The following is a 20,297-nucleotide window of genomic DNA, read 5'->3' as shown; positions in this document are numbered from 1 at the left end:
CAAAACGTGCGAGGGCAGCGTGAGGTGAGCCGCGCGATGGCTCAAAAATCATGATATCTCTTTCACCTTGTCGATTGTAGACATTATTGTCTACTTTCGGTGCGTCTAGACTCACCTGATCACCGTCACCGCAATTCATGCCGCGCCGCGAATCCGCACGGCGGCGGTACGGTACTATTCGGGCGTCGCCCGGGATGACGGGCAGCCGCCGGACATTCCGGTCCGCTGCCGCGGTCCACGTCGCCGGCGACGTCACATCGACTCCATTGCACCATGACCAGCCCCGCAACTCTCACCTGGCCAGAAGCCGACGGCCCGCGCACCGCACGCTGGCGTTCCGAAGCGGCCGTGCCGCCGCCGAAGCGCGTCGTCGTCGCCGACGACCGCACCACCGCCGATTCGGCCTACCGCCTCGCCTGCGAAGGCACCGCGCTGCTGTGGCGCGGCGACTTCCAGAACGCGCGCCAACTGCTGCAGGCCGTCACGCGCCGGCTCGAACGCAAGCCGCGCAAGCAGGGAGCGACACCGCTCGACGCGTTCAACCAGCATCGGCAGGCGCAGTCGCAGCGCGCGCGCACGCTCGGCATGATCCTGATTCCGCTCGATGCCGACTACGCCATTCCGCTGCGTCGCGCGCCCGACGTGCGGCAGGCCTGCATCGAAGCTTATGGACCGGCGACCGGTGACGCGTCGGTCGTATCGTTGCGCGAGTTGCTTGGTTTGATCGGCGCGCACGAATGGCGCAAAAAGGGCGTCGTGATTACGGCGCTAGGCGAGCGCATCCATCCGCACTACGGTGTGTTCTCACCGGTGCGCGGCGAGTACGTCGATCTGGTCGCGCGCACGCCGCTGCCGTCGCTGGACCTCGCGTTCGATATCGGCACCGGCACCGGCGTGCTGGCCGCGCTGCTGGCCAAACGCGGCGTGCGCAAGATCGTCGCGACGGACCAGGATGCGCGCGCGCTTGCGTGTGCTCGTGAAAATCTCGCGCGACTTGGTTTCGCCGAGCAGGTCGAGATCGTGCAGGCCGATCTGTTTCCCGACGGTCGCGCACCGCTCATCGTCTGCAATCCGCCGTGGGTGCCGGCGCGGCCCGCGTCGCCGCTCGAATATGCGGTCTACGATCCGGACAGCCGCATGCTGGTCGGCTTCCTGAACGGCCTCGCTGATCATCTGACGCCGGGCGGCGAGGGCTGGCTGATCATTTCGGATTTCGCCGAGCACCTTGGGCTGCGTACGCGCGAGTGGCTGCTCGCGGCGATCGAGCACGCGGGGCTCAGTGTCGTGGGACGCGAGGACATTCGTCCACGGCATCCGAAGGCCAGCGATCAGAACGATCCGTTGTATGTTGCGCGAACGGCCGAGGTCACGTCGTTGTGGCGGCTCAAGGCGCGGTGACGGCGACTGCGCGCGTCACGCCGGCATGCCGTGCGCTTCCAGATACGCGCATGCGCCCCGGCCAGCGACCAGCCCGCTGGCAAAGCAGGCGGTCAACAGATAACCACCGGTCGGCGCCTCCCAATCGAGCATTTCGCCCGCGCAGAATGCGCCGGGCATCCGGTCGATCATCAGATGCGCGTCCAACGCCTCGAACGGGATTCCGCCCGCCGTACTGATCGCTTCCTCGATCGGTCGCGCGCGCAGCAGTCGCATCGGCAGCGCCTTGATCGCGTGGGCGAGGCCGCGCGCATCGGCGAAGGCTTCTTTCGACAGAATCTCGTGCAACAACGCCAGCTTGACCCCGCCAATTCCGATTCGCCCGTGCAGATGACTCGCGATCGAGCGTGAGCCGCGCGGCCGCGTCACTTCCTCCACGACTCGCTCGAACGGCAAGCCTGGCGCGAGATCCAGCGCGATCGTGACCTCGCCGCCGGCGAGAATCCGCTCGCGGATCGGCGCCGACAACGCGTAAATCAGGCTCCCTTCGAGGCCCGTTTCGGTCAAAAGTATTTCACCTTGTCGATTGTGGACTTTTCCGTCTACGCCCGTGAGGGAAATCGCGACCGTCTTGATCGGCTGACCCGCGAAACGCTCGCGCAGATACGGACTCCAGTCCGCGTCGAAGCCGCAGTTCGCGGGACGCAGCGGCGTCACCGGCACGTCGCGCGACGTCATCAGCGGCACCCACGCAGCGTCAGAGCCGAGACGCGGCCAACTGGCGCCGCCGAGCGCGAACACGACCGCGTCGCAGCTGATCGTCTGCTCACCGTTGGGCGTGTCGAAGCGCAACGCGTGGGCGGCACCGTCTTCGGATGTTGACGCCCAACCGCTCCACTTGTGACGCATATGAAACTGCACCCCCGCTTCGCGCAGCCGATGCAGCCACGCGCGCAGCATCGGCGCGGCCTTCATGTCGGACGGAAATACGCGCCCCGAACTGCCGACGAACGTCTCGACGCCCAACTCGCGCAACCATGCGCGCAGCGCGTCGGGATCGAACGCGTCGAGTAACGGCGCGATGCGCTCGCGGCGCGAGCCGTAGCGGTCGAGAAACGGCGCGAGGGCTTCCGAATGCGTGATGTTCATGCCGCCTTTGCCCGCCATCAGGAATTTGCGGCCGACCGACGGCATCGCGTCATATACGTGGACTTGCACGCCGCGCCCGGCAAGCGTCTCGGCGGCCATCAGGCCGGCGGGGCCGCCGCCGATCACGGCGACGCGGGCGGAATCGAGCGAGAATGGCATGCGGTTCAGCGGATCAACGGGGAGAAAAGGCGGTGCGCCGCGGTGACCGAACGGATATGCGGCGCGAAGGGCGCTATTGTCACACCGCGCGCGGCGCGCGGCAAACGCCGACAAACTCTGTCGAACTGTGCTCGGTACTGGCAAATAGACGGCTATTCGGCGAGGCGACCGGGCTCGATCGCCCCAGACCGGAAAATACTGGATTCAGTCTTTCTCCCGGCCGTTGCGCATCGCGTTCACCGCTTGGCTCGTGCCGCACGCGACCTATACTTTTCAAACATCTTCCATCGGACGCCGTTCGCGTCGTTCCTCGCGTCAATCCCCAATCACGTCGCTTGCGACGCAGCCGCTGCGGCGCACTTCACTGCCGCGCGCCGGCAGCCGACGCGAATCGCCTGTCGAATCGGTGGAAGTGTCGATCGTCTGGTTCAAGGAGATTGCCATGACCCGCAAATATATCGACTGTCGCGAGTTTCCGAGCGAAACGAACTGCACTGTCGCGCTATCCGCCGACAGCGACGGCGAACTGCTCGAAGCCGCGGTCCAGCATGCCGTCAACGTTCACAAGCACGCGGATTCGCCAGAGCTGCGCGAGCAGTTGAAGACGCTTTTTCATGAGGGAACGCCGCCCGTCGAGGCGCCGCACGCTTGAGACACCCGTGGAAGGGGAGTGTGGAAGCCCGCGTCGCGAGCGGCATCCAGCCGCCCGCGTGCGGGCGTGTTGCAGCAGTCTTGTGGTGACACGAGAAACGCGATACCAAGCCAATCTAACCAGGATGCCGACGCGCTAACCCGGATACGCCTCATCGACCTTCAGCCCGGCGAGCTTGAAGATCACCCGCAACGTCTGCGGCTTGATGTCGCGTCGCGACGCGAGCGTCGTCATCACGAAGTCGAGCACCTTGGCGTACTTGAGCATCGTCAGGCAGGTCTCGAGGTCGACGTTGCCGTCACGCATGACCTCGGCGAGCCGCAGCATTTCCGTGGAGATGTCGCGAGCCATCTCCAGTTCGAGTTGCTGTTTCTCCGACCATGCCGGCGCGGCGGTGAGCTTCGCCATCATTTCCTGAAACTTCTGTTCGACATTTCCGTTGGGTACCGTATCCATTGCCGCCTCTTCTGTGATCATCCGAGCGCGCGACCCGTTGCAAAGCCGGCCGCTGCTGGTTACGTAACGTTCGGCCCTTGTTGCGGGCCCGCTCTCCCCACATGCATCCGGTTCGCGTGTCCGGTTGCACGGCCGGACAGCCTCCTGTTTTCGGCGACGCGGCTTGCACCCGCAGGCTCAGCCGGCGCTCAAGCTGTTTTCAGCCATTCTCGAGACACTTCCGCGCAGCGCCTTGCGAGCAGGAAATGTTCCCGGCCGACCACCTGTCTCGCGTGACCCGGGCGGCGTACTCGCTGGGATTGCCGCACTTTGGGTAAACTGGCAGCAACCTTTCTCTTTTTCCGTCATCTGTCGCACGTTCGCACTGCAATTGATGGCGGCCCATACATGTCCGGCAAAACCCACGAAATCCGTCCCAACCAGTCCGTCGAACTGCTCAAAGAGCTCCACATCCTCACGCGCGACGGCAAGATGAATCAGGACAGCCGTCGCAAGCTGAAGCAGGTCTACCATCTGTTCCAGTTCGTCGAGCCGCTACTCAAGGACCTGAAGGACCAGCAGGGGGCGCTGACGCTCGTCGATCACGGCGCGGGCAAGTCATACCTCGGTTTTATCCTGTACGACCTGTTTTTCAAGGAGTTTCAGGACGTCGCCGGTGGGGCTTCGCACATTTACGGCATTGAAACGCGCGAAGAGCTGGTGACGAAGTCCGAAGAGCTGGCGGCGCGGCTCGGCTTCAAGGGGATGTCGTTTCTGAATCTGTCGGTGGCGGAGTCGATCACGTCGACGCGGTTGCCCGCCGAAATCGACATCGTGACCGCGCTGCACGCGTGCAATACCGCCACCGACGACGCGATCCGTTTCGCACTCGAAAAGCACGCGAAGTACATCGTCGTCGTGCCGTGCTGCCAGGCCGAGGTGGCCGGCGTGCTGCGGCAAAACAAGGGCAAGGCTCTGAAGAACGCGCTGACGGAAATCTGGCGGCATCCGCTGCACACGCGCGAATTCGGCAGCCAGATCACGAACGTGCTGCGCTGCCTGCAGCTCGAAGCGCATGGCTATCAGGTCAGCGTGACCGAGCTGGTCGGCTGGGAACACTCGATGAAAAACGAGTTGATCATCGCGCAGTACAAGGACCTGCCGCGGCGCCGGCCCGCTGAGCGGCTCGGCGAAGTGCTGGACGCGCTCGGGCTCGATGCGCTGAAGGAGCGATTTTTCGTGCCGGCCTGAGGCGCGGCCTGGCGCTTCATTTAGCGCTTCATCAACGCATCCCAGCCCGCGAGGCCAATGCGACGCAGCGTTTCCTGATTGCGCTCGTAGATCTCTTCCGCGTTGGGAAAGGCCTGCACCGCCCGCTCGATGCTGTCCCCGCGCAGCAGATGCAGGATCGGATAGGGTGCCCGGTTCGTGTAGTTTTCGATATGGTCGGGCTCGCTGCCTTCGAACTGGTAATGCGGATGAAAGCTCGCGATCTGGATAGTGCCTTCGAGCCGTAGCTGCTGGACGAGCCGGTCGGCGAAGAACAGGCAGTCGTTGAAGCCGAGAAAGTCCTCGAACGCGCGCGGCAGGATCAGCAACGTCGTGTCGATGGCGGCGGGGTCGGCGGCGACGAGGGTCTGCAGCTCGGCTTCCAGGTCGGTCAGCACCGCTTCGAGCGTGTCCGCTTCGCTGACCGCATAGCGAATCTGCCCCTTCACATGCACGGCCTTCGCGAACGGACACAGGTTCAGGCCGATCACGGCCTCCGTCAGCCAATGACGGGTAGCGGCGATAACGGCATCGTGGGATTCGGCGGGCAACGGCATGGCGGACGGATGTGACGGGAAAACGCGCAATTCTAAAGGACCCAGCTGACGGACTGGCTCAGCGAACCGGCTTCTCCGCGCAAGCGGCCGCTATCAACTGCGCGGCGACTTTCGGCGCGGCGAGGATCGGCCCGCAGCCCGGCCCGTAAGTCTGGCTCGCCGCGTACACGCCCTCGATCAGCAGACCGAGCCCATCGGCCAGCGCTTGCGGATCGCCGGCGCCGGCCGCTGTCGACAGTTCGACGAGGCGCGCCATCAAGCGCTGCTTGTTGCGGAACACGAACTGCCGCGCCGGATGCGCGGTATGCGAAAACTCCACCGACACGTTCACGAACGGGCAGCCGCGGTAATCGTCGACCGAGGCGCGCACCGCGAGGTCGTCGAAGTACTGCTGAAGCTGCTTCGCCGGCTCGCCCGGATGCTTCGCGAAGCTCTTCTCGACGTAGCGGAAGAACTGCTCGTCCTTCTGCTCCAGATACGCCATCACGAGTTCGTCCTTCGACGAAAACTGCCGGTACAGACTCATCTTGTTCACGCCCGCGCGCTCGACCACCGCATCGACGCCGACCGTGCGCACGCCCTCGCGATAGAACAACTCGCTGGCCGCGCGCAGCAGATGCAGCTGCGCCTGCGGCCCGGCGGTCTGTGCGCCGCGCGCGCGCCGTGCACGAGTAGGGGCGGGCTTGGGGGTTTCGCTGTCGGACATCGCAAGTCACCCGAATGAGATTGACGCCTTGACATGTTACCGACCAGTAACTAAGATCGCAAGACTATTGTGACCGATCTGTCACAAGTCATTCACCGAGGCCGTAATAATACGAACGACGCCGCCACCCGGGCCGCGTCGATGGGAGAGTCGATGAACTGGGCTGCGCGACTGATAGGCGGGCGTTTCCACTACGGCTGGTTGACCGTCGCCGTGGTGTTCCTGGTGTTGCTCGCGGCGGCGGGTACGCGAGCAACACCGAGCGTGATGATGGTGCCGCTCGAGCACCAATTCGGCTGGAGCCGCGCGACGATTTCGCTCGCGATCTCGGTGAACATCGCGCTGTACGGGTTGATGGGGCCGTTCGCGGCCGCCGCGATGCAGCGCTTCGGTGTGCGCCCCACGCTGCTGAGCGCGCTCGGCACGATGGCCGCAGGTGTCGCGCTGTCGTCGCTGATGACGCAGCCGTGGCAAATGGTGCTGATCTGGGGCGTGATGGTCGGCGGCTCGACCGGGGTAGCGGCGCTGTCGCTGTCGGCGACGGTCGTGACGCGCTGGTTCACGACGCGCCGCGGCCTCGTGATGGGTATCCTGACCGCCAGCTCGGCGACCGGCCAGCTGGTGTTTCTGCCGCTGCTCGCGGCCATCGCCGAGCATTACGGCTGGCGTCAGGTCGTGTGGGTCGTCGCGCTCGCGGCGGGCGTCGTGCTTCCGCTCGTCGCGTTCCTGCTGCCCGAGCATCCGGCCAGCATGCAGCTGCGCCCGTACGGCGAACCGCATGACGCGCCCATCACGACGACCGTCACCAGGCAGAATCCGCTCGCGATCGCATTCGGCACGCTCGCGTCGGCGAGCAAAACGCGCGACTTCTGGCTGCTGTTCTTCAGCTTCTTCATTTGCGGCGCGAGCACCAATGGCTATGTCGGCACCCATCTGATCGCGATGTGCGGCGACTACGGGATGACCGAAGTGCAGGGCGCGTCGTTGCTCGCGGCGATGGGCGTGTTCGACCTGTTCGGCACGACGATGTCGGGCTGGCTGTCGGACCGCTTCAATAGCCGCGTGCTGCTGTTTTGGTATTACGGGCTGCGGGGGCTGTCGCTGATGTATCTGCCGCACGCGTTCGGCATCGACTTTTTCGGACTGCCGCTGTTCGCGGTGTTCTACGGTCTCGACTGGATCGCCACCGTGCCGCCGACCGTGCGTCTTGCGACCGACGTCTACGGCAAGGAATCGGCGCCGATCGTGTTCGGCTGGGTGGTCGCGGGCCACCAGCTCGGCGCGGCGTTCGCGGCGCTCGGCGCGGGCATGCTGCGCGCGAGTCTTGGCACCTACACGGTCGCATCGATGATTTCCGGCGGCTTGTGTCTGATCGCCGCGGTGATCGTGCTGCGCATCAACCGCCCGGCCAAGGTGCCGACGCCGCAGGCAATCTGAGGGGCCTCGCGAGCCGCGCGGATTCACCGTCAGCGAAGCAACGACGCACGGCCCCCATAACGGGGCCGTGCGCGTTTTCTCAGCCAGCACGCATAGCGCCGCGCCGCAACTTGGAGCGCGCACCGAAAGCCCGTTATGCTATGTGGCCTCGGGCAGCCGCCCGGAGAACATGAATTTCTACCGAGAGAAGCGCATGGCCAACAAACCCGCCTCAACCGAAGTTGCCATTCACGAGCTCATTGCAGGCCGCTGGAGCCCTCGCGCGTATTCGAGCGAGTCGGTGAGTCGCGATCAGTTGCGAGCCGTGCTCGAAGCGGCGCGCTGGGCGCCGTCTTCATATAACGCGCAGCCCTGGCGTTTTCTGGTATTCGATCGCAGCGTCGACGAAGTCGCGTTCAAGAAGGCTTTCGCCACGCTGGTGCCGTTCAACCAGGGCTGGAATGCGCACGCGCCGGTGCTGATCGCGGTGACCGCGCACACACTGACCAACAAGGGCGACGTAAACCGCTGCGCGTTCTACGACGCCGGCGCGGCGGCGATGTCGCTGGTGCTGCAGGCGCACGCGCTCGGCCTCGCCGCGCACCAGATGAGCGGCTTCGACGTGAACGCGTTCCGTACCACCTTCGAACTACCAAAGGACGTCGAGCCGATCGCGATGATCTCGCTCGGCCATTACGGCGACGTCGACAAACTGGACCCGGTCCTGCGCGAACGCGAGAAGGCGCCGCGTCAACGCGCGGCGCTCGCGGATATCGCGTACGCCGGCGCCTGGAAGAAGGCGCTCTGAGCGATGGATTCGCCGCGCTTGCCGCGCGATATCGCGTAAAGCGAAGAAAGCGGTCGATGAGCAACTAAGCGGTCAGGCACGCGCGGCACGGTCCGCGCGTTTTTCATGCAGCGCCGTCCATGCCGTTCTCACCATCCGTCACGCTGGACAGCGGCGCGGCCACATGTTCGAGCGACTTGCGCTCCGCGTCGACACCCCAGATCGCCGCGACGAGCGCCGCCGCGAGCATCAACGCCGAGCCGACCAGATAGCCCGAAAACACCTCGCTGCGCTGATGCGTATCGATCAGCCGACCGAAAAACGCCGGCCCGATGATGCCGCCGAGCGCGGTGCCGAACGCATAGAAAACCGCGATCGCGAGCGCGCGGATTTCGAGCGGAAACGATTCGCTCACGGTCAGATACGCGGAACTCGCGGCCGCCGACGCAAAGAAGAAAATGACCATCCAGGCGACCGTCTGCGTGACGACGCTCAGCAGTTGCTGCTCGAACAGATAGCCGGACAGCGTCAGCAGGATCGCCGACATCGCGTAGGTCGCGGCGATCATCTTGCGTCGACCGATCACGTCGAACAACCGCCCGAGCACGAGCGGCCCCAGGAAATTGCCGAGCGCGAAAGGCAGCAGATACCAGCCGATGTCGTCGCCCGGCACGTGATAGAAGTCGGTGAGGACGAGCGCGTAGGTGAAAAAGATCGCGTTGTAGAAGAATGCCTGCGCGGTCATCAACGTGAGACCGACCAGCGCGCGGCGCCGGTGCACGTTGAACAGCGTGTGGAACACCTCGCGCAACGGCGTATGGTCGCGCGCGCGTAGGCGCAGCCGCGTGAGGGCGTCGTCGGCAAGCGTGTGGCCGTCGTCGCGAAAACGCGTCTCGATGCCCTCGACGATCGTGCGGGCGTCGCGCTCGTCGCCGTGCGTGAGTAGCCAGCGTGGGCTTTCGGGTATCCAGATGCGCATTGGCAGGATCGTCAGCGCGAGCACCGCGCCGATGAAAAAACACGCGCGCCAGCCCCAGTCGGAAGGCAGCAGGTGCGGATCGAGCAGCACGAGCGAGCCTGCGGCGCCGAGCCCCGCGCCCACCCAGAACGTGCCGTTGATGCCGAGGTCGGTCCAGCCGCGCACGCGTGCCGGCGTAAATTCCTGGATCGTCGAGTTGATCGCCGTGTATTCGCCGCCGATACCCGCGCCGGTCAGGAAGCGGAACAGCATGAAGCTCATCAGATTCCACGACAGCGCGGTCGCCGCGGTCGCGGCCAGATACAGCGTCAGCGTGATGAAAAACAGCTTGCGGCGGCCGAGCCGGTCGGTCAGCCAGCCGAAACCGAGCGCACCGAGCACCGCGCCGGCAATGTATGCGCTGCCCGCGAGGCCGACCTCGGCATTCGAAAAGCGCAGCGCCGGGCTGGTTTTCAGCGCGCTCGCGACCGCGCCGGCGAGCGTCACCTCAAGGCCGTCGAGCAGCCACGTCACGCCGAGCGCAACCACGATCAGCGTATGAAAGCGGCCCCACGGCAGACGGTCTAGCCGCGACGGCAGATCGGTTTCGATCAGCGTGGCGTGCTGGTCATCGACGGCGGCGGTGGGCGGCACGCTCATGACGCGAAGTCTCCTCGATGGCGAAATGGGGCGGCATATCCGGTCGGACGTAGCAAGATCCATTCCGCGCCATGATTTCAAACGATCTTGCGGCCGTCCCGGCAGCTTCAGTTGATGCTGCCGGAGTTTTCGTGATACAAAGCCGCTCCCCTTTCTTTGCGCGCCAGCCGTGAGCGGCCATTCCTGCCATGAACTATTGCGCGATTGACTTCGGTACTTCCAATTCGGCCGTCGCGGTTCCGATCGGCCCGCAGCTGAAGCTGGCGCCGGTCGAAGGCGCGTACACGACGCTGCCCACCGCGGTCTTCTTCAATACCGACGAACACACCAGCGAATTCGGGCGCGCGGCGCTCGCTGCTTACATCGACGGTTTCGACGGCCGGCTGATGCGCTCGATGAAAAGCATTCTCGGTTCGCCGCTCGCCGAGAATACGACCGATCTCGGCGACGGCAGTGCGATCAAGTACACCGACGTGATCGCGACGTTCCTGACTCACCTGAAGCGCGCGGCCGAGGCGAGCGCCGGCGGCGCGATCGACCGCGCGGTGCTGGGCCGCCCGGTGTTCTTCGTCGACGACGACCCGCGCGCCGACCAGATGGCGCAGCAACAGCTCGAAGCCGCTGCACGCACGGTCGGCTTGCGCGACATCCACTTTCAGTATGAACCGATCGCGGCTGCGTTCGACTACGAATCGCACCTGAGCGCCGAGGGGCTCGTGCTTGTGGCGGACATCGGCGGCGGTACGTCGGACTTTTCGCTCGTGCGAGTGGGGCCGGAACGGATGAAGCGCGTCGAGCGCAAGGACGATGTGCTCGCGCACCACGGCGTGCACGTCGCGGGTACGGACTTCGACCGCCGCGTCGAACTCACCACGATAATGCGCGAACTCGGCTATCAGTCGCTCGATCCGCAAGGGCGCGAAATCCCGAACCGGATTTATTTCGATCTCGCGACCTGGCACCTGATCAACACCGTCTACACGCCGAAGCGCGTCAGCGAACTCGCGCTGATGCGGCACCTTTTCACGGAGACGAAGCACCACGACCGGCTGATGCGCGTGGTCGAGCAGCGTTTCGGGCACGCGCTCGCCGCCCACGCGGAAGAGGCGAAGATCGGCGTGGCGGCGGGCGGCGAGACCGTGATCGATCTCGAGCAGGTGGAAGAGGATCTGCGTCTCGCGTTCGACGAAGCGCAGCTCATCAAGGCAGGCGAGGAAGAAACGCGACGCATCGTGCAGGCCGCGCGCGATACGGTGCAGACGGCGGGCGTCGCGCCGCGCGATGTCGACGCGATCTATTTCACCGGCGGGTCGACCGGCCTCGCGTTTCTGTCGGGCGCGTTGGCCGCGGCGTTTCCAGACGCGCAAGCAGTGTTTGGCGATCGTCTCGCGAGCGTGGCGACTGGCCTCGGTATTCATGCGCGGCGCGTATTCGGATAATCCCGGATAATCACCAAATAATCCGCCGCGAATTGCGAAGTCATGCGAAGTTAATCGGCGCCTTCAGATTGGCCGCCGATAATAAAAAACCCCGCCGAGGCGGGGTTTTTTTGCGTCCAGAAGGAAGCGCGGAGCTCACACCGGCTTGATGTTAGCCGCTTGCTTGCCCTTCGGGCCCGTCTTCACTTCAAACGTCACCTTCTGGTTTTCTTGCAGCGTCTTGAAGCCTTCAGTGCGAATTTCCGAGAAATGCGCGAACAGATCTTCACCGCCGCCGTCCGGAGTGATGAAGCCAAAGCCCTTAGCGTCGTTGAACCACTTGACGGTACCGGTTTCCATATTACTTTTTCCTAAAAATGGTGAATAAGGCCGAAGCCCGGGGTGCATGAAAATCAAGGAAGGGGGTAATGGGACCAACCGGAGTACCGTTGATGGGCGAACTACGAAAGAACCACTTCACTCGCCACTTGAAATCCTGCCCGAACGTTATACGGCGAATTCGGACGAAGGTCAACAGTCTAGACGAAACTTTGCCGGACTGATCCGAATTTTTCTTACAAAGCTTGCGCACGGGGCCAACTTTTTGCTAGGGAGAACCCTTAGTTCGGCTGCGGTTTCGCTGCAGTAACGCGGTGCAACCGTTAAACTACGCGCCGCGCGTCGGTTGCACCTATTCCGCATCTGGACGCGCTTACATGCGCGTCATCCCGTCCCCACCGCCACAAGCGATGTCACGCGGTGCCGACATGGTTCTGATTTAGGAGAAGACTTGAAAAGTTCTATACAACGGAACATCGGGCCATTCGCGCTGATGCTGACCGGTCTGGGCTCGATCATCGGTTCGGGTTGGCTGTTCGGCGCGTGGAAGGCTGCAAAAATTGCCGGTCCGGCTGCGATTTGCGCATGGATCATCGGTGCGGTCGTGATTCTCGCGATTGCGCTGACCTACGCGGAACTTGGCGCGATGTTTCCGGAATCTGGCGGGATGGTGCGCTATGCGCGCTACTCGCACGGCGCGCTGGTCGGTTTCATCAGCGCGTGGGCCAACTGGATCGCGATCGTGTCGGTGATCCCGATCGAGGCCGAAGCGTCGATCCAATATATGAGTACGTGGCCCTATCCCTGGGCGCATGCGCTGTTCGTCGACGGGTCGTTGACGACCAACGGCCTGCTGTTGTCCGCCGGGCTCGTCATCATCTATTTCCTGCTCAACTACTGGGGCGTCAAGCTGTTCGCGCGCGCCAACTCGGCGATCACGATCTTCAAGTTCCTGATCCCGGGCGCAACGATCGTCGGCCTGATGATGACAGGCGTCCACACCGAGAACTTTGGTCAGACGACCACGTTCGCGCCGTACGGCTGGTCGGCGGTCCTGACCGCGGTCGCGACGAGCGGCATCGTGTTCGCATTCAACGGTTTCCAGAGCCCGATCAACCTGGCCGGTGAAGCGCGAAATCCGGCCAGGAGCGTGCCGTTCGCGGTGATCGGCTCGATCCTGCTCGCGCTCGTGATCTACGTGTTGCTGCAGATCGCATACATCGGCGCCGTGAATCCGGCCGACGTGATGAAGGGCTGGAGCCACTTCAGCTTTGCTTCGCCGTTCGCGGAACTGGCGATTGCGCTGAACCTGAACTGGCTGGCGATCCTGCTGTACGTCGACGCGTTCGTGAGCCCGAGCGGCACCGGTACGACCTACATGGCAACCACCTCGCGCATGATCTACGCGATGGAGCGCAACAACACGATGCCGAAGATGTTCGGTAACGTGCACCCGTTCTATGGCGTTCCGCGCAACGCGATGTGGTTCAACCTGCTCGTCTCGTTCATCTTCCTGTTCTTCTTCCGCGGCTGGAGTTCGCTCGCGGCGGTGATTTCGGTCGCGACCGTGATCTCATACCTGACCGGCCCGATCAGCCTGATGGCACTGCGCCGCGCGGCAACCGATCTCGAGCGCCCGCTGCACATCGCCGGCATGAAGGTGATCGCGCCGTTCGCGTTCGTCTGCGCGTCGCTGATCCTGTACTGGGCGAAGTGGCCGCTGACCGGCGAAATCATTCTGCTGATGGTCGTCGCGCTGCCGGTGTACTTCTACTTCCAGGCGAAGTCGGGCTTCGAGGGCTGGGGCCGTGACCTGAAGGCGGCCTGGTGGCTGGTCGCGTATCTGCCGATCATGGCGATCCTGTCGCTGATCGGCAGCAAGGAGTTTGGCGGCTTCGGCATTCTGCCGTACGGCTGGGACATGCTCGTCGTGATCGCCTTCTCGTTGGTGTTCTACTTCTGGGGCGTGAACAGCGGCTATCGTTCAGAGTATCTGGACGAGCGGCTCGTGCACGACGAAGTGCTCGAAAGCATCGGCGCGCATTGAGCGCCGGTCGAGACCGAAGACCCGCTCGACGTGGGTCTTTCGGGGCCAACAAAAAGCCCGCCCGATCGATGATCAGGCTGGCTTTTTGTTGACCTTTGTGCGCGACCCCGAGCCGGATCAGGCGGTCCCGAACACATAGTTCGTCATCGCGAGCGAGCGTTGGTAGGTGCCGAGCGACTGGATCGCGAGCGAATAGTCGTCGTCGGCGGCACCGAACGCGGCGAATACCGGCAACAGATGCTCGTCGGTCGGATGCATCAACACCGCGTGCGGCGCCTGGCGGCGATAGTCGAGCAGCGCGTCGATATCGCGCTTGACGAGCTTGTCCTCGAACCAGTCGGTGAATTCGGCCACACGCGGATCGGCGTCTTCCGGGCGCGCGGAGAAATCGGCGGCGCGCAGGTTATGGGTGATCTGGCCGGAGCCGATCACCATCACGCCTTCGTCTTTCAGCGCGCGCAGCGCGCGGCCGACGCGGAAATGATGCGCGGCGTCCTTGTGCGGTTGGATCGACAGTTGCGCGATTGGCACGTCCGCTCGCGGAAACATCAGCAGCATCGGCACCCATGCGCCGTGGTCTAGTCCATGCGGCTGCACGTCCGCGACGATGCCGCTCGCGCCGAGCAGCGCGGCGGCGCTACGTGCGATGTCGGGCGCGCCCGGCGCCGGGTATTGGATTTCATAGAGCTGGCGCGGAAAACCATAAAAATCGTGGATGGTTTCAGGCGCCGTCGCGATGCTCGCGAGTGGCTGCGCGGTGCCCCAGTGCGCCGACAACATCAGGATTGCCTCGGGACGCGGCAATTGCGTGCTGAGCGCGCCGAACTCGGCGGACGGCATCGACGGATCAATCGGCAACGTGGGTGCGCCGTGAGACAGGAAAAGCGAAGGTAAGCGGTTCATGACAGCAACGCGGCCGTGTAAGCACAGCACGGAGAAATTGGGTTGCTACCAATATAGGTCCGCACGCCAGCTTGATAAATGGGTTCGGCGGGAATTGATTGCGTCGCGGCCGTTGTTAATCCGCGTTGTCGCGGTTAATCCTGCGCGCCCCGCAATCCTTCCCACGCCGGCGACAACGCCGGCCCCAGCGCAAACAGATCGAGCACGCGTGCGACAGTGTGGTCGACCATCTCGTCGATCGAAGCAGGCCGGTTATAGAACGCGGGCAGCGGCGGGAAGATCACTCCGCCCATTTCGGTGACGGCCGTCATATTGCGCAGATGCGCGAGATTGAACGGCGTTTCGCGCACCAGCAGCACGAGACGGCGACGCTCCTTCAGTGTGACGTCGGCGGCGCGGGTGATCAGGTTGTCGGCGAAACCGTGCGCGATGCTCGCGAGTGTTTTCATCGAGCAGGGCGCGACGATCATGCCGTCGGTCGCGAACGAGCCGGACGCGATGCTCGCGCCGACATCGCGCACCGAATGGACGACATCCGCGAGCGGATGCACGTCTTCCTTGCCCAACTCGAGTTCATGCTGGATGTTGAGCCAACCCGCGCTCGAAATCAGCAGGTGGCTCTCGACGCCGCCGAGCCGCCGCAGCGTCTCGAGCAGCCGGATGCCGTAGATGGCGCCGGTGGCGCCGGTGATCGCGACGATCAGCCGGCGAGGCACCGCGGTGCGTGCTTGCTGCATGGCTTGCGGCGCCTGATGGAACGAACGAAGCGTAGAACGCTCAGGCCGCGGCGAACAGCTGCTGCAGTTCGCCCGATTCGTACATCTCCATCATGATGTCCGAGCCGCCGATGAATTCGCCCTTCACGTACAGCTGCGGAATGGTCGGCCAGTTCGAGAACACCTTGATGCCCTGACGGATTTCGTCGTCTTCGAGCACGTTGACGGTCTTGATTTCACCGGCACCGCACGCCTTCAGGATCTGGATGGCGCGGCCGGAAAAACCGCACATCGGGAACTGGGCCGTGCCCTTCATGAAGAGAACGACGTTGTTGCCGTCGACGATTTGCTTGATGCGTTGTTGCGTATCCATGACTGACCTTGCGGTTCCGATAAAGGATGGGAATAGGCTGAAATGATAGCGGATTTCGCTACGGGCGGCCGCAGCCACGTCGCGCCTGGGGTTTTAGCCTCGGCGACCGCGCTCAGGCCGCAGCGGCGCGCAGCACGCCGCCGCTGATCCGCTCGATGCCGGCGAGATCGCGCGCCGAGCGGACCTCGGCAAAACCGCGTTCGCGCAACAATGCGCGCACGGCTTCGGCCTGGTCGTAGCCATGTTCGATCCAAAGCGTGCCGTCGGCGGCGAGACGCTCGGGGGCGCCGGCGACGATCGCGCGGATCGCGCTGAGGCCGTCGGCCTCGTCGGTGAGCGCGCCGCGCGGCTCGAAGCGCAGATCGCCCTCACGCAGATGCGGGTCGCCGCTCGCGATATACGGTGGATTGCTGACGATCGCATCGAAGCGCAACGCGGCGTCGAGCGAGCCGTACCAGTCGCTGGGCAGGAAAACGACGGCGCCCCCCGGGCGTTTCACGTCGAGCAGGCGCGCGCCGTTGCGCGCGGCGACGGCGAGCGCGTCGGCCGAGCGGTCGAGCGCCCAGACCTGCGCGTCGGGCCGCATCGACGCGATCGCCACCGCGATTGCGCCGGTCCCGGTGCCGAGATCGAGCACACGTGGGCGCGGCCGAGGTTCGATCGCCGCGAGCGCGGTCTCCACCAGCAGCTCGGTCTCAGGACGCGGAATCAGCACGTGCGGCGTCACTTCGAATTCGAGCCCGAAGAACTCGCGCGCACCGACGAGCTGCGCGACCGGCTCGCCGGCCATGCGCCGCGCCTCGAGCGTGCGATAACGCTCGACGCTTGCGCGTTCGAGCGGCTCCTCGCCGCGCGTGATCAGCTGCGTGCGCCGCCAACCGAGTACATGCGTGAGCAGAATCCGCGCTTCGAGCGGCGGCAGCGGCGATGCGCGCAATAGCGCCTCGGCAGTGGGGGGCAGAGCGGTGGGGTCGAGCGGAGCCGGGGAGGCGTCGGTCATTGTCGGGGCGTTAGTCCGCGTCGCCGAGCGAAGCCAGCAGTTCGGCCTGATGCTCGCTGACGAGCGCCGCGATCAGTTCTTCGAGATCGCCGTCCATGATCGCGTCGAGGCGATACAGCGTCAGGTTGATGCGGTGATCGGTGAGGCGCCCCTGCGGGAAGTTGTACGTGCGGATGCGCTCCGAACGGTCGCCCGAGCCGATCAGGTTCTTGCGCGTCGCCGCTTCCTTCGCCTGCTGCTCGTGCGCCTGCTTGTCCTTGATGCGCGCGGCGAGCACCTTCAGCGCGCGATCCTTGTTCTTGTGCTGCGAGCGGTCGTCCTGACATTCGACGACGATGCCCGTCGGCAAGTGCGTGACGCGCACCGCCGAGTCGGTCTTGTTGATGTGCTGGCCGCCCGCGCCCGACGCGCGGAACGTGTCGATACGCAGATCGGCCGGATTGATCTCGACTTCGCCGATCTCGTCCGCTTCCGGCATCACCGCGACCGTGCACGCCGAGGTATGGATGCGGCCCTGCGTTTCGGTGGCCGGCACGCGCTGCACGCGATGCCCGCCCGACTCGAACTTCAGCTTCGAATACGCGGCATCGCCGGCAATTCGCACGATCACTTCGCGATAGCCCCCGAGGTCCGATTCGCTCGCCGACATCATCTCGACCTGCCAGCGGTTGCGCTCGGCATAGCGCAGATACATGCGCAGCAGATCGCCCGCGAACAGTGCGGATTCGTCGCCGCCGGTGCCCGCGCGGATTTCGAGGAAAATGTTGCGCTCGTCGTTCGGGTCTTTCGGCAGCAGCATTTTCTGCAGTTCGACGCCGAGCGTCTCCATACGATCGCGTGCTGCGCGGATTTCCTCTTCGGCGAAATCGCGCATCGACGCGTCGGCGAGCAGTTCCTGCGCGGTGGCGGCGTCGTTCTGCGCCTGGCGCCACAGCCCATAATGCTCGACGACCGGGCCGAGCTCCGCGTGTTCGCGCGTCAGCTTGCGGTACTGGTCGAGGTTGGCGGTGATGTCTTCGCGGCTCAACAGGTCGTTCAGTTCGGCCAGCCGGGTGGTCAGCTGGTCGAGCTTGCGTTGCATGCTCGTTTTCATCAGGCGGGTAGCGGAGCGGACTCCGGAATGGATGCGGCCAGTGGAACGGGCGAATGCCCGGGGCGGAAGCACTTTGCGAGCCACGGCGGTGGCGCGCGGGGGTGCGGCGAGCACTGCGCCGCTAACGCTCGGTAGAGCCGGGGTGTTTGTAGAAGCCGCTCATCAGTTCGATCAGCTTGTCGCGGTTGTCGCTGCTCGCGCGATTCAGCGCGTGCGTAGGACCATGGATCAGCTTGTTGGTGAGCGATTGCGACAGTGCCTCGAGGACTGCGGCGGGATCGTCGCCGCGCGCGAGCATTTTCTGCGCGCGTTCGACCTCCGCGCGGCGCAGTGTGTCGGCCTGCGTGTGCATGTGGCGGATCACCGGCACGATGCTGCGCGCATCAAGCCACTGCATGAAGTTCTGCACGCGCGTTTCGATGATCGCTTCGGCCTGCGCGACCGCGGCCTGGCGCGACGCATTGCCTTCGCGGACGATCGCGCCGAGGTCGTCGACGGTGTACAGGAACACGTCTTCGAGCTGGCCGGCTTCGGGTTCGATGTCACGCGGCACCGCGAGGTCGACCATGAAAATCGGCCGGTGACGGCGCGCCTTGACCGCGCGCTCGACCGCGCCAAGACCGATGATCGGCAACGTGGACGCCGTGCACGACACGATGATGTCGAATTCGTGCATCCGCGCGGGGAGCTCGGAGAGCGGAATGGCGCGGCCGTTGAAGCGCTCGGCGAGCCGCATGCCGCGCTCGGCGGTTCGGTTCGCGACGACGAGTTCCCGCGGATGCTGCGCCGCGAAGTGCGTCGCGCAAAGCTCGATCATTTCGCCAGCACCGATGAACAGCACGCGCTGGTTCGCGATCTTGTCGAAAATGCGTTGGGCGAGGCGTACCGCGGCGGCGGCCATCGACACCGACTGCGCGCCGATCTCGGTGGTGCTGCGCACTTCCTTCGCGACGGCGAAGGTGCGCTGGAATAGCTGATTCAGGTAGGTGCCGAGGGCGCCGGCTTCGGAGGCGGTGCGCACCGCGTCCTTCATTTGTCCGACGATCTGCGTTTCGCCGAGCACCATCGAATCGAGCCCCGACGCGACGCGGAACGCATGGCGCACGGCTTCGGACTGCGGCAGCGCATAGACGTGCGGCGCGAGTTCATCGATCGGGAGGTTGTGGTACTTCGACAGCCACTGCACCGAGGCTTCGCGCGCGGCGAGGTCGTCGGTCGCGCAGTAGAGTTCGGTGCGGTTGCAGGTGGACAGAATTGCCGCCTCGGGCGCGTTGGGGGCCATGTGACCCAGCCAGATGCCTTTGAATGTATCCAGAGCGGGCTTTATCTGTTCGAGCGGAAACGCCACGCGTTCGCGCAAGGCGACAGGCGCAGTGTGATGGTTGATTCCGATCGTTAGAAGCTGCATTTGGGGGAGCTATCGTTCAGCCATATATTATAGCGTTTCCACGATTCTCACATCCTGCACGCCGCATACCCCGCATGCGTCAGCTCGTGCCTGTCGGAGTCTCCGGCGGAATCGCGTCGAGCTGGTAACCGTAACCATAGACCGGCGTCAGCGCGTAGCCAAGCTCCGGGCGCAGTTGCAACTTGCCGCGCACGCGCGACACGTGAGTGTCGATGGTGCGCGACTTTACGTCGCGGCGGCGCGCCCACACGGTCTCGAGAATATGCGCGCGCGACACTGGTCGCGTCAGATTGTTGAACAACAACAGAGCGAGGCGGAATTCCTTCGGCGTCAGGATCACGGTCAGGTCGCGGAATGTCACGGCCAAATTCGCCGCGTCGAACGTATAGCCGCCGATCACGTCGCGTCGACGGTTGGGCGGCCGCCGCAGGCCCGCACGGCGCTGCAGCGCCTCGACACGCGCGAGCATTTCGGGGCCGCGCACTGGCTTGCTGAGACAGTCGTCGGCGCCGGCATGCAGCGCGGCGACGATCTGGCATTCGCGCGGTGCGGTCAGCAGCATCATGACGGGCAGGCCCGGCAGAATGGAGCGCGCGCGCGGGATCACGTCTTCGGCGCAATGGTCGCCGGCCCAACTTTCGGTGATCAACAGGTCGAAAAATTCGTCGGTAGCGCGCTGCAGGAACGTGGCGCTAGTGGTGAAGTGCTGGCACGCGTGGCCGCCGGCGAAAATGAGCCGGTCAACCAGTTTGGCGTGTTGCACGTCGGGTTCGATAAGGGCGATGCGCATGGCGCTGCGTCAGCCTGGCAACGGGCAAAGCATGAGGCGTTTTCGTCAGACTTACAACTTGCCTAAGCACACCCCGATCCCTAAA

Annotated in this window: 20 protein-coding genes; 7 read left to right on the top strand and 13 right to left on the bottom strand. The window is 64.5% G+C overall.

Annotated features, from left to right (window positions below; all coding sequences use genetic code 11):
- Positions 1-273 precede the first annotated feature (273 nt).
- Positions 274-1,398 carry a methyltransferase gene (locus OKW41_RS38865; protein ID WP_429451908.1) on the top strand — a complete coding sequence of 375 codons (1,125 nt, stop codon included), beginning with the start codon at positions 274-276 and terminating at the stop codon, positions 1,396-1,398.
- Positions 1,399-1,413: 15 nt separating this feature from the next.
- On the opposite strand, the gene OKW41_RS38860 is transcribed toward OKW41_RS38865, so the two are convergent.
- On the bottom strand, positions 1,414-2,685 hold the full coding sequence (locus OKW41_RS38860) for a TIGR03862 family flavoprotein (protein WP_429575797.1): 1,272 nt from the start codon (positions 2,683-2,685) through the stop codon (positions 1,414-1,416).
- Between the two features lie 442 nt (positions 2,686-3,127).
- On the opposite strand from OKW41_RS38860, the gene OKW41_RS38855 reads away from it, so the two are divergent.
- The gene (locus OKW41_RS38855; protein WP_429451904.1) at positions 3,128-3,337 is read left to right on the top strand and encodes a DUF1059 domain-containing protein; all 210 of its coding nucleotides are present in this window, start codon (positions 3,128-3,130) and stop codon (positions 3,335-3,337) included.
- A 135-nt stretch (positions 3,338-3,472) separates the two neighbouring features.
- Here OKW41_RS38855 and OKW41_RS38850 read toward each other — a convergent pair whose 3' ends face one another.
- Complete coding sequence (locus OKW41_RS38850; RefSeq protein ID WP_090802066.1) at positions 3,473-3,793, bottom strand: DNA-binding protein; 321 nt, start codon at positions 3,791-3,793, stop codon at positions 3,473-3,475.
- Between the two features lie 387 nt (positions 3,794-4,180).
- Between OKW41_RS38850 and OKW41_RS38845 the strand changes: the two genes are divergently transcribed.
- A complete protein-coding gene (locus tag OKW41_RS38845) occupies positions 4,181-5,023 on the top strand; it encodes a class I SAM-dependent methyltransferase (RefSeq protein WP_429575796.1) in 843 nt (280 codons plus the stop codon).
- A gap of 20 nt (positions 5,024-5,043) precedes the next feature.
- Here the strand turns inward: OKW41_RS38845 and OKW41_RS38840 are convergent, their stop codons facing one another.
- Positions 5,044-5,598, bottom strand: coding sequence for a DUF1415 domain-containing protein (locus OKW41_RS38840; protein WP_429575795.1), 555 nt, complete (start codon positions 5,596-5,598; stop codon positions 5,044-5,046).
- 58 nt (positions 5,599-5,656) lie between these two features.
- Positions 5,657-6,304, bottom strand: coding sequence for a TetR/AcrR family transcriptional regulator (locus tag OKW41_RS38835; protein WP_429575794.1), 648 nt, complete (start codon positions 6,302-6,304; stop codon positions 5,657-5,659).
- A 153-nt stretch (positions 6,305-6,457) separates the two neighbouring features.
- Here OKW41_RS38835 and OKW41_RS38830 point away from each other — a divergent pair, with 153 nt between their 5' ends.
- Both OKW41_RS38830 and OKW41_RS38825 read left to right on the top strand, forming a co-directional pair.
- On the top strand, positions 6,458-7,741 hold the full coding sequence (locus OKW41_RS38830) for an MFS transporter (protein WP_429575793.1): 1,284 nt from the start codon (positions 6,458-6,460) through the stop codon (positions 7,739-7,741).
- Positions 7,742-7,934: 193 nt separating this feature from the next.
- A complete protein-coding gene (locus tag OKW41_RS38825; RefSeq protein ID WP_429575792.1) occupies positions 7,935-8,528 on the top strand; it encodes a nitroreductase family protein in 594 nt (197 codons plus the stop codon).
- A gap of 103 nt (positions 8,529-8,631) precedes the next feature.
- Here the strand turns inward: OKW41_RS38825 and OKW41_RS38820 are convergent, their stop codons facing one another.
- Positions 8,632-10,125: an MFS transporter gene (locus OKW41_RS38820; protein ID WP_429575791.1), complete on the bottom strand. Its 1,494-nt coding sequence runs from the start codon at positions 10,123-10,125 to the stop codon at positions 8,632-8,634.
- Positions 10,126-10,313: 188 nt separating this feature from the next.
- Here OKW41_RS38820 and OKW41_RS38815 point away from each other — a divergent pair, with 188 nt between their 5' ends.
- A complete protein-coding gene (locus OKW41_RS38815) occupies positions 10,314-11,564 on the top strand; it encodes an Hsp70 family protein (RefSeq protein ID WP_429575790.1) in 1,251 nt (416 codons plus the stop codon).
- A 135-nt stretch (positions 11,565-11,699) separates the two neighbouring features.
- Here OKW41_RS38815 and OKW41_RS38810 read toward each other — a convergent pair whose 3' ends face one another.
- The gene (locus OKW41_RS38810; protein WP_007180251.1) at positions 11,700-11,903 is read right to left on the bottom strand and encodes a cold-shock protein; all 204 of its coding nucleotides are present in this window, start codon (positions 11,901-11,903) and stop codon (positions 11,700-11,702) included.
- Positions 11,904-12,333: 430 nt separating this feature from the next.
- Between OKW41_RS38810 and OKW41_RS38805 the strand changes: the two genes are divergently transcribed.
- A complete protein-coding gene (locus OKW41_RS38805) occupies positions 12,334-13,929 on the top strand; it encodes an APC family permease (protein ID WP_429575789.1) in 1,596 nt (531 codons plus the stop codon).
- 117 nt (positions 13,930-14,046) lie between these two features.
- On the opposite strand, the gene OKW41_RS38800 is transcribed toward OKW41_RS38805, so the two are convergent.
- The 7 genes from OKW41_RS38800 to OKW41_RS38770 form a co-directional block, all read right to left on the bottom strand.
- Positions 14,047-14,832, bottom strand: coding sequence for a DODA-type extradiol aromatic ring-opening family dioxygenase (locus OKW41_RS38800; protein WP_429575788.1), 786 nt, complete (start codon positions 14,830-14,832; stop codon positions 14,047-14,049).
- Positions 14,833-14,966: 134 nt separating this feature from the next.
- Positions 14,967-15,569, bottom strand: a complete 603-nt coding sequence (locus OKW41_RS38795) for a UbiX family flavin prenyltransferase (RefSeq protein WP_184052382.1) — start codon at positions 15,567-15,569, stop codon at positions 14,967-14,969.
- 40 nt (positions 15,570-15,609) lie between these two features.
- A complete protein-coding gene (gene grxD / locus OKW41_RS38790; protein WP_018420101.1) occupies positions 15,610-15,921 on the bottom strand; it encodes a Grx4 family monothiol glutaredoxin in 312 nt (103 codons plus the stop codon).
- A gap of 112 nt (positions 15,922-16,033) precedes the next feature.
- The gene (gene prmC, locus OKW41_RS38785; protein ID WP_429575787.1) at positions 16,034-16,921 is read right to left on the bottom strand and encodes a peptide chain release factor N(5)-glutamine methyltransferase; all 888 of its coding nucleotides are present in this window, start codon (positions 16,919-16,921) and stop codon (positions 16,034-16,036) included.
- Positions 16,922-16,931: 10 nt separating this feature from the next.
- Positions 16,932-18,014, bottom strand: a complete 1,083-nt coding sequence (gene prfA, locus OKW41_RS38780) for a peptide chain release factor 1 (RefSeq protein WP_184070555.1) — start codon at positions 18,012-18,014, stop codon at positions 16,932-16,934.
- A gap of 121 nt (positions 18,015-18,135) precedes the next feature.
- Complete coding sequence (hemA, locus tag OKW41_RS38775; protein WP_429451882.1) at positions 18,136-19,422, bottom strand: glutamyl-tRNA reductase; 1,287 nt, start codon at positions 19,420-19,422, stop codon at positions 18,136-18,138.
- Positions 19,423-19,501: 79 nt separating this feature from the next.
- Complete coding sequence (locus OKW41_RS38770; RefSeq protein ID WP_429451880.1) at positions 19,502-20,212, bottom strand: response regulator transcription factor; 711 nt, start codon at positions 20,210-20,212, stop codon at positions 19,502-19,504.
- Positions 20,213-20,297 lie beyond the last annotated feature (85 nt).

Origin of the sequence: Paraburkholderia sp. UCT70, assembly GCF_050434085.1 — a bacterium.
Taxonomy (GTDB): Bacteria; Pseudomonadota; Gammaproteobacteria; order Burkholderiales; family Burkholderiaceae; genus Paraburkholderia; species Paraburkholderia tuberum.
The sequence above is the reverse complement of the archived record's forward strand: the minus strand, read 5'-3'. Positions and strand labels throughout refer to the sequence as shown.